We start from the raw sequence: 8,605 nt of genomic DNA, 5'->3' as shown, positions 1-8,605 counted from the left end.
TTTTTTTATAACTAATTATCCGGACATGATATTATTCTTTCTTCTTCCCTCTTCCTTTTTCCTTCTTAAATCACTAAAATAACGGAGTAAAAAAAATCATGGAAATAGTATTAGCGTTACTGGCAGTTTTCGGTCTTGGTACTGGTGCAGGTGTCTTTGTCATTCGCAACCTTTACTATATTTGTCAACCAAGTGAAGTCCTAATTTTTTCTGGAAGTCGTCACCGTGTTGGAGACAGCGATAAAAAAGTTGGATATCGTCTTGTCAAGGGAGGTAGTAGCATTCGCGTCCCTCTATTAGAACAAGCTTTCCGCATGGACTTGAGTAATATGATTATTGAACTTAAGGTTAATAATTCTTACTCTAAAGGTGGTATTCCTCTCACCGTCGAGAGTGTGGCAAATATCAAAATTGCTGGTGAAGAACCTACTATTCATAACGCGATCGAGCGTCTGTTAGGCAAAACTCGCCAGGAAATTGAAAAATTAGCCCAGGAAACTCTAGAAGGAAATTTGCGTGGTGTGTTAGCTTCTCTGACACCAGAACAAGTCAATGAAGACAAAATTGCTTTTGCCAAAAGCTTGCTGGAGGAAGCAGAAGACGACCTAGAAAAATTAGGTTTAGTTTTGGATACTCTACAAATTCAGAATATTGCTGATGATGTAGGATATCTTGATTCTATTGGTCGAAAACAACAAGCTGAATTGTTACGAGATTCTCGTATTGCTGAAGCACAAACCCAGGCAGAATCAATTATTCGAGAAGCAGAAAACCAAAAAAATACTTCTTTCAAACAGATTGAAACGAAAATTGCTGTAGCTCGTGCAGAAGCTGAAAGGCGCATTCAAGATGCGGTGACAAAACGGCAAGCAGTGGTGGCAGAAGCGGAGGCTGATATTGGTTCAGAGGTGGCGCGGACTCAGGCTGAAGTAGCAGTGCAGAATGAGCGTATTAAGCAAGTTGCACAACAGTTACAGGCAGATGTAGTTGCTCCCGCAGAAGCTGAATGTAAACGAGCGATCGCTACTGCCAAGGGAGATGCTGCTGCTATTGTCGAACCAGGAAAGGCACAAGCAGAGGGTATTAAGAAGTTGGCAGAATCTTGGAAAGCTGCTGGTGCAAATGCACGAGAAGTTTTTCTATATCAGAAGTTGGAAGAGTTGCTGAAGATTATGGTATCTACTGTGCCAGAAGTTGACGTGGATAATGTTACCGTAATTAATGCTCAAGGTGGAAGCAATGCGACAAAAATGGCTGCTTTTTTTGAAGAGTTAAAGCAAACTACTGGTATTGATGTAGCTGCTACGGTCAATAATTTAAGCGATCGAGATATAGGGAGTAGGCGAGATGGGGATATCGAGACACCCAGAAACTACTGGACTGACACACCTTAAATGGTGCCTTAGTCAGTCCAGTAGGGTGTGTTAGCGGTAGCGTAACGCACCGAAAAATTTGAGATAGGCGGTGCGTTACATTTCATTAACGCACCCTACTGGACATCTCCAGAAAAGAGGCAACAGGCAACAGATCCGGAAAGCAACAGGGAACCCACCCCGAACCCCTCCCTGGAGGGGAATAATTGATAATTTATGGATAATAATTGATTTTATTTTTATTTTTACCAGATGTCTACTAGACTGACACACCTTAAATGGTGTCTTAGTCAGTCCAGTAGCGTAACGCACCAAAACATTTGAGATAAGCGGTGCGTTATACCAAATTAATAAATATTTGCTACAAATAGCTAGGATATTTCTTAGGAGTCAACCCACCCCTAACCCCTCCCTGGAGGGTAACTCAGTCGGATAGAGTCAGAATCAATAGCTTCAATACCATTTTTCAGGTCGTAAATTATTCTTTTTGTCAAAGGACATATCCTGCATTTGTCTTTTTATTCCTCTTACTATTCGTAACATTATTTTTTCACGCTTGGTATTACATTTCATTAACACACCCTACTAGACTGTCGCTTAACCTAGCCTACTGGCTAAATACTATTTATTAACGTGATGTAAGCCTTTAATCATCTTTGCCATTTTGAGGGTTATTTTGACACTTTCCAAGTGTAGCATTACTTTTGATAAATGGTATAACTGGATATTAGGAAAAAAATTGATGGTTTAAAGGCAATAGCTTTGAAGTTTTATAGTGTTCCAGTATTCTGAACTTTAGCTTTAAGTTCTGCTCTAGTTTTTATGAACTGATTACCAAATTCAGTTACTCGACAATATTTTGTTAAATCAATAGCCTTATCTCCTCTATTACTGTCTGTTTCCATTTGACTAATGTAGCTTTTTGGGTCAATTAATTCAATCAATTTAAAATCTCGCAATATTCTTAAATCAATAGCTGCATTCGGAGTTACATGAAAAGAGAAAGGCAGATTTTGTGCAGTATAAAGATTTAAAAAATGAATAATTTTGTATTTTGATTCATCAAGCAAAAAGTTAAACATAAAGGTTTGAAGTGAGTCTAATTTCTTTTGTTGTTGCTGAATTAGCTCTATTTGTTGTTGCTGTAAAGTATCTATATCTTCTTTTTGTTTATCAACTTCTTGTTTTAATTCTCGGAATTCAGCTTCAAATCCCCCGCTACCTATTTTTAAAGTTTTGATCAAATTTAGTAAGTCTGTTTGAAATAGGATAATTAATAAGAGCAAGCATACATCACTAGGAGTTATCTCAGGGATTTTAGCTAATTTTCCTGTTTCTATGCTAGTAATAATCGGGAAAATTAATAATCTGAGAGAAAGATAAAAAGTGACAAAAATAGAAGCTATTTTAATATACATGGAAAAAGGCTTGTAAGATTTTTCGTTTTGATTCATAGTTTATTTATTCGTAAGGATTCAGGTGGAGGAGTATTGACAAAAGAGACAATAGGGTAGAAAATCGCATCCATGAACAAAAACCAGCCACTAGAACAAGATAGAGAAAGACTAAACCAGTTGCCTACTGAGGAACTGGTCATTTATGTTATCAATTATCAGTTATCAGTACCTCTGCAATAAGGAGGCTACGAAAATACGGAATTCTCTTTTTTTTATCCCCTTAAAAGCAGAGACCTAGATAGCAAAACTTCATCAAAACCACCATCAAGCAACCTACTCAAAAAACCAGAAACTGACTACTAAAAATCGGCGTTGGTGAATCAAACTATGAATTAAGATATTTGGGTGTTGCATAATCAAGGAACGAACTAATCATTACGGACCTTGCACGCAACGTTCCTACATCCAACCTATTCCCTAAGCACAAAAATCATCAGGATAATTCACCAAAGCCTAAAAATCATAATCATTCAGCAACGTCAATTTCTGACTCCTGAACTACTGACTCCTTTCTCAATAACCTAAAAAAAGTTACACACTTGACTAATTTCTAACTCAAAACCCAATTTACCAGAGTCCGAACGCCATAACCAGTTGCCCCAGCATTATTGTAACCATTTTCTGCATCTATCCATACAGGACCAGCAACATCCAAATGCGCCCAAGGTGTATCTTTAACAAACTGCTTCAAAAATAAAGCAGCAGTAATAGCACCACCAGGACGAGGTCCAGTATTTTTCATATCAGCGTGCATAGCTTTCAACCCCTCAAAGTATTTCTCCTCCAAAGGCATCCGCCATAGTTTCTCACCAGCAGAAAGTGCTGCTGCCGCCAGTTGCCCCGCTAAATCATCATCCGGACTCCATAAACCAGCAATATCATTACCCAATGCCACAACACAAGCACCTGTGAGAGTAGCTAAGTCAACGATCGCATCTACTCCTAATTTATCGGCAAAAACTAAAGCATCGGCCAAAGTTAAACGCCCCTCTGCATCCGTATTGTTAACCTCAATAGTTTTACCATTAGAAGCAGTGAGGAAGTCTCCAGGGTGCATGGCGTGGCCACTAACCATATTTTCAGTGACAGCGCTAATAAAGTGAACTTCCACATCTGGTTTTAACTGAGCGATCGCCTTCACAGTACCAAAAGTTGTACCAGCTCCACCCATATCAACTTTCATTATTTCAATACCACTACCAGAAGGCTTTAAGTTTAAGCCACCAGAGTCAAAAGTTAAGCCTTTCCCAACTATTGCTAACTTTTTACGAGGAGTACCTTCTGGTTTGTAGGTGATATGAATAAATTTTGGTGGAATATCGGAAGCTTTAGCAACTCCCAGGAAAGCTCCCATGCCTAATTTTTCACAATCTTCTTGTTCTAAAATTTCTATAGTTAGCCCAAACTCTTTAGCCAAAGCTTCAGCAGTTTCAGCCATAGTTATTGGGGTACAAGAATTAGCAGGTGCTGCTACAAGTTCCCTGGCTAGGATCACCCCAGAACAGATTTTCTGGGCACGGGCGATCGCCTCATCAGAGCCAGCTAAACCGATTAACTCTACTTTTTCTACATCTGGCCCTTGATCTTCCACTTGAGATTTAAAGCGATTATCTTGATGGAGGACTAACTCAATGCCTTCTGTGATGGCTGCAGCTGTAGCTTCAGCATTGTCACATATTGGCAAGTTAATGCCTAGAGTTTTGCATCTCTCCTTTTTTGCCAAACGTCCACAAGTTGCTGCTGCTTGGCGCAGAGTTTCTAATTTTAACTCTTCCGATTTACCCAAGCCCACTATAATAATTTTACGGATGGATTTTTTGCTGCCCACACGAGTCGAGGCACTGCTGTTGACTTTACCCTTAAATTCTGTTTCTTCGATTAGTTCAGATAAAGTGTCAGTCAGCTTTTCATTCAAATAGGCCATATCCCCGGTTAATATGCTATTGGTATCTTCAAATAAACCAATGGCTAACGCATCTCCGGTCCATTCTAACAGAGGTGTATTGATTGCTCTAATTTCCATCTTGATTTCCTTTTAACTGGTAATTGGTAAATGATCTTAATCGTTTTTTTGAGTTCAAACTCGGATAATTACTTTTTTAATTATTTTTTTGATTAAGTTAATATGTCAGCATTTCCTCCTGAATACTTACCTTAATATACCTTAATTTTGGGAATAGATTTCAATAATCAGAAAAGAGATCGTTGAAACTGGGAATGGTTTTTTAGGTATCAGCTAGTTCCTAAATACTAATCCCTTTTAAATAGGTATCATTTTACTCATACATAATGCTCAAAGTTTATATCTTTTAGATAAAAATGCAACATCATATCGAAAAATTAATATTTGTTTTTACGTAATACTTGAAAATGTAATATTCATAGTTTTAAACTGTAGTTATATTATTCTTAATTCATATTAAGTTGATTTTCTCCTAGTAAATATTTTTTTATATGTAAGAATATTTTTAGTTTCCAACAATAAGTTATCTATTATTAATTTTAGATATACTATGCTTGTTAGGCAGAAGTATATATAAATTTTTCTCTATGTAAAATAGAACATATCGATAGATAAACAAAGAGTTACCGAGGGACAAATCAGCAACGCCTTATATTAAGCATAAAAATAGATTCAATCCGGAAACTAATAAGAAAATGTGTAGGTCACTAAAGAAAATAATCCAAGATATGATTACTAATAGGGGCTAAGTCAAAATTTTGATGAAAGTCCATTGCTCAACCCTGTCAGGACGACCAAGTCAGGAGGGAGGAAGAAGGAACAGGAGAAGAAAGTTTTTTATAACTAATTAAACGGACATGATATAAAAAAAAAATTTATACCATGCCAAACACCTTAAATATTTGTAGCAAACATTTATAAAAATGGTATAACTTGATTTACTGGACATCCATCATATACCATTTTGAAAAAAGAATGTTACGAATAATAAGTGTGATTAAAAGACTTGACAGGAGATGTCCCTTTGATAAAAAAAGAGAATTTCGGACCTAAAAACTGGTGTTGAAGCCATTTATTCTGACTCCTGACTCCTAATAAAAAGGCTAGTCATTTGTAGCAAACATTTATCAAATTCGTATAAACCTAAAACTAATTTAAAATTAATTAACTGACGATAAGTAAATGCTAAAGCAAAATATAACAAAAGTTTCTATACTGATCGGCGTTTCTATCAGTGCTTTGTTACTAGGAATTTTTCTACCAGAACTGACAAACAATAACAAAAGTATCTCTCAAAACACAATCCAAAATCAGAAGCTCAACCCGGAGCTAGATGTAACAAATTTTGTATCACTTCCACCCCAGCAACGAAGGAGTAAACTGGAAGATGCTATTGAGACAGGAAAATCTCTAAATAGCAGTAGGGCACGTTATATGCTAGCTAATGATTTAATGCAACAGGGAGAAGTAGAGTCGGCGATCGCTCAACTTAAGAATTTAGACCTAGAATATACAGTTCTAGCACCATATGCGTTCTTAAAACGGGCGCAAGCTTATGAATTAACCGGGGATGTTGAGAAAGCACAAAAAGCTTGGTCAGAATTATTAGCAACCTATCCAGAAGAACCAGTCGTAGCAGAAGCTTTGTATGCTCTAGGAAAACAAACACCGGAATATTGGGATGAGGCGATCGCTAAATTTCCCGCTCACCCCACTACAGTAAAAATTGCTCAAGAAAAACTGAAGCAAAATCCTAATCAACCTCAATTGTTATTGCTCATTGCTAAATATGGTTTTCATGTGCCGGAATATGGAACAGTATTGGAACAACTGAGAACAAAATATGCCTCCCAGTTAACTCCTGAAGATTGGGAAATGATTGCTTTTGGATATTGGGAAAAGCAGGATTATCCTACAGGTGGCCTGGCATATCAGAAAGCACCCAAAACACCCAAAAATCTATATCGTTATGCTAGGGGTTTATGGTTAGGGAGAAAAACTAAGGAGTCCCGCGAAGCTTACAAAACATTAATTAATCAGTTTCCCGATGGGGGAGAAGATACAGCTTTGGGTTTGATTCGTTTGTCGAGACTGGTCGATCCAAAAGAAGCAATAGTTTATCTCGACAGGGTAATTGCTAATTTTCCTAGCCATGCTGCCGAAGCTATGCTTGATAAGTCTAAGTTACTTGATCAACTGGAGTCTGCTAAGTCAGCTTCACAGGTACGTCAACAGTTGTTGAGTGAGTATAAGAATTCTGATGCGGCTGCTAAATTACGCTGGGAGTTGGCCGAAAAAGCTGCTGAGGGGGGCAATTTACAAGTGGCTTGGAAGTGGGCACAAGAGTTAACTGCGAATAATCCTGATAGTGAGTTAGCACCACAAGCAGGATTCTGGGTAGGTAAGTGGGCACAGCAACTTGGGCAGACAGAGGATGCTAAAAAGGCTTTCGAGTATATGATTTTACGCTACCCCCACTCTTACTATGCTTGGCGATCGGCGGTGATGTTGGGTTGGCCTGTGGGTGATTTTATTACTGTTCGTTCTCTATCTCCAAAGGTTGTACATACTAAAAAGCGAGATCCGCTGCCTTTTGGTTCTGACACATTGCGAGAACTATATCAGATCGGTCAAGACCGGGATGCTTGGAAACAATGGCAGGTAGAATTTGAATACCGGATGAGTCCAACTGTTGCTCAACAGTATACTGATGGTGTGTTAAGGATTGGTATAGGAGATAATTTAGATGGTATTTGGATGCTTACTAGCTTGAGCAAACGGGAAAAACCAGAGGAGATAGCTGAGTATAAAGCATTAAAGGAAAAGCCTACTTATTGGCAAACTTTGTATCCTTTTCCTTATTTGGAAACTATTGTGAAATGGTCTAACAAACGACAGTTAAATACTGTGTTAGTTACTGCTTTAATTCGTCAAGAATCTCGTTTTATGCCGAAGATAAAATCGGTAGTTGGTGCTACGGGGTTAATGCAAGTTATGCCAGAAACGGGTAAGGAGGCAGCTAAGAATATTAATCTTGTGAGCTATGATTTAGAGAATGTGAATGATAATGTTAATCTAGGTACTTATTACTTAGATTTTACTCATCAAGAGTACAAGGATAATTCGATGTTAGCAGTGGCGAGTTATAATGCTGGACCGAATGCTGTGAGTAGTTGGTTAAAGCGCTTTGGATTTAATGATGCTGATGCTTTTGTGGAGAAAATTCCTTATCCTGAAACCAGGGGTTATGTGGAGTCTGTCTTTGAAAATTATTGGAATTATTTGCAAATTTATAATCCTGAAGTTGCTCAGTTAATGGAGAGACATTACGCTAAACATAAAAAATAAGGAGTCAGGAGTTAGGAGTCAACCCACCCCTCGCCCCTCCCCCTCCCAGGAGGGGAAGGACCGAGTCAGGAGGGAATCAAGAATGAAAAAAGAGGAGGAGAAGGAGAAAGTTTTTTGATCGCTAATTATCCGGACATGATATAACTGACCCTTCCGAAGCTTAAAACTCAGACAAGGCAGATTTTTCTTTCTTCCTTACTTCCGTCTATCCTAGATCCCACATTCGGAACTTCAAGAGCGTATCATTAAAAGTAGTATATGAATCTGTAGCTTGGTAGGTATTTATACTATGCAAATCATCTCAATACTTTTTTCGTTCATCGATCTTCCTATTGAGACTTACACAACTTAACTGGTAAAATTAGACTATAATGCTTGTAAATCAATAATTTTACGTCGAAGCGATCGCTACGGGACTTACACAAAATTTTAGAGCTGCCGAAATCAAGTAAATATTAAGGGGC

4 protein-coding genes are annotated in these 8,605 nt (G+C 37.9%); 2 read left to right on the top strand and 2 right to left on the bottom strand.

Annotation, left to right across the window (positions count from 1 at the left end; translation table 11 throughout):
* Nucleotides 1-98 precede the first annotated feature (98 nt).
* Nucleotides 99-1,394 (top strand): flotillin family protein, encoded by a 1,296-nt coding sequence (locus tag F6K27_RS31540; RefSeq protein ID WP_287278987.1) that lies wholly within the window; start codon nt 99-101, stop codon nt 1,392-1,394.
* Between the two features lie 749 nt (nt 1,395-2,143).
* Here the strand turns inward: F6K27_RS31540 and F6K27_RS31535 are convergent.
* Both F6K27_RS31535 and F6K27_RS31530 read right to left on the bottom strand, forming a co-directional pair.
* Entirely contained in the window at nt 2,144-2,827 is a 684-nt protein-coding gene (locus F6K27_RS31535) for a hypothetical protein (RefSeq protein ID WP_287278986.1), read from the bottom strand.
* A gap of 553 nt (nt 2,828-3,380) precedes the next feature.
* Nucleotides 3,381-4,853 (bottom strand): leucyl aminopeptidase, encoded by a 1,473-nt coding sequence (locus tag F6K27_RS31530; protein WP_287278985.1) that lies wholly within the window; start codon nt 4,851-4,853, stop codon nt 3,381-3,383.
* A 1,122-nt stretch (nt 4,854-5,975) separates the two neighbouring features.
* Here F6K27_RS31530 and F6K27_RS31525 point away from each other — a divergent pair.
* Nucleotides 5,976-8,141: a transglycosylase SLT domain-containing protein gene (locus F6K27_RS31525; protein WP_287278984.1), complete on the top strand. Its 2,166-nt coding sequence runs from the start codon at nt 5,976-5,978 to the stop codon at nt 8,139-8,141.
* Nucleotides 8,142-8,605: the final 464 nt, after the last annotated feature.

The organism is Okeania sp. SIO2F5, from assembly GCF_010692685.1.
GTDB lineage: Bacteria > Cyanobacteriota > Cyanobacteriia > Cyanobacteriales > Microcoleaceae > Okeania > Okeania hirsuta.
This window is presented reverse-complemented; position numbering and strand designations above follow the sequence as displayed.

Excerpts from the sequence above, each read along its gene's own strand:
- F6K27_RS31535 (WP_287278986.1), bottom strand. The coding sequence starts at position 2,827 with ATGAATCAAAACGAAAAATCTTACAAGCCTTTTTCCATGTATATTAAA.
- F6K27_RS31530 (WP_287278985.1), bottom strand. The coding sequence starts at position 4,853 with ATGGAAATTAGAGCAATCAATACACCTCTGTTAGAATGGACCGGAGAT.
- F6K27_RS31540 (WP_287278987.1), top strand. The coding sequence starts at position 99 with ATGGAAATAGTATTAGCGTTACTGGCAGTTTTCGGTCTTGGTACTGGT.
- F6K27_RS31525 (WP_287278984.1), top strand. The coding sequence starts at position 5,976 with ATGCTAAAGCAAAATATAACAAAAGTTTCTATACTGATCGGCGTTTCT.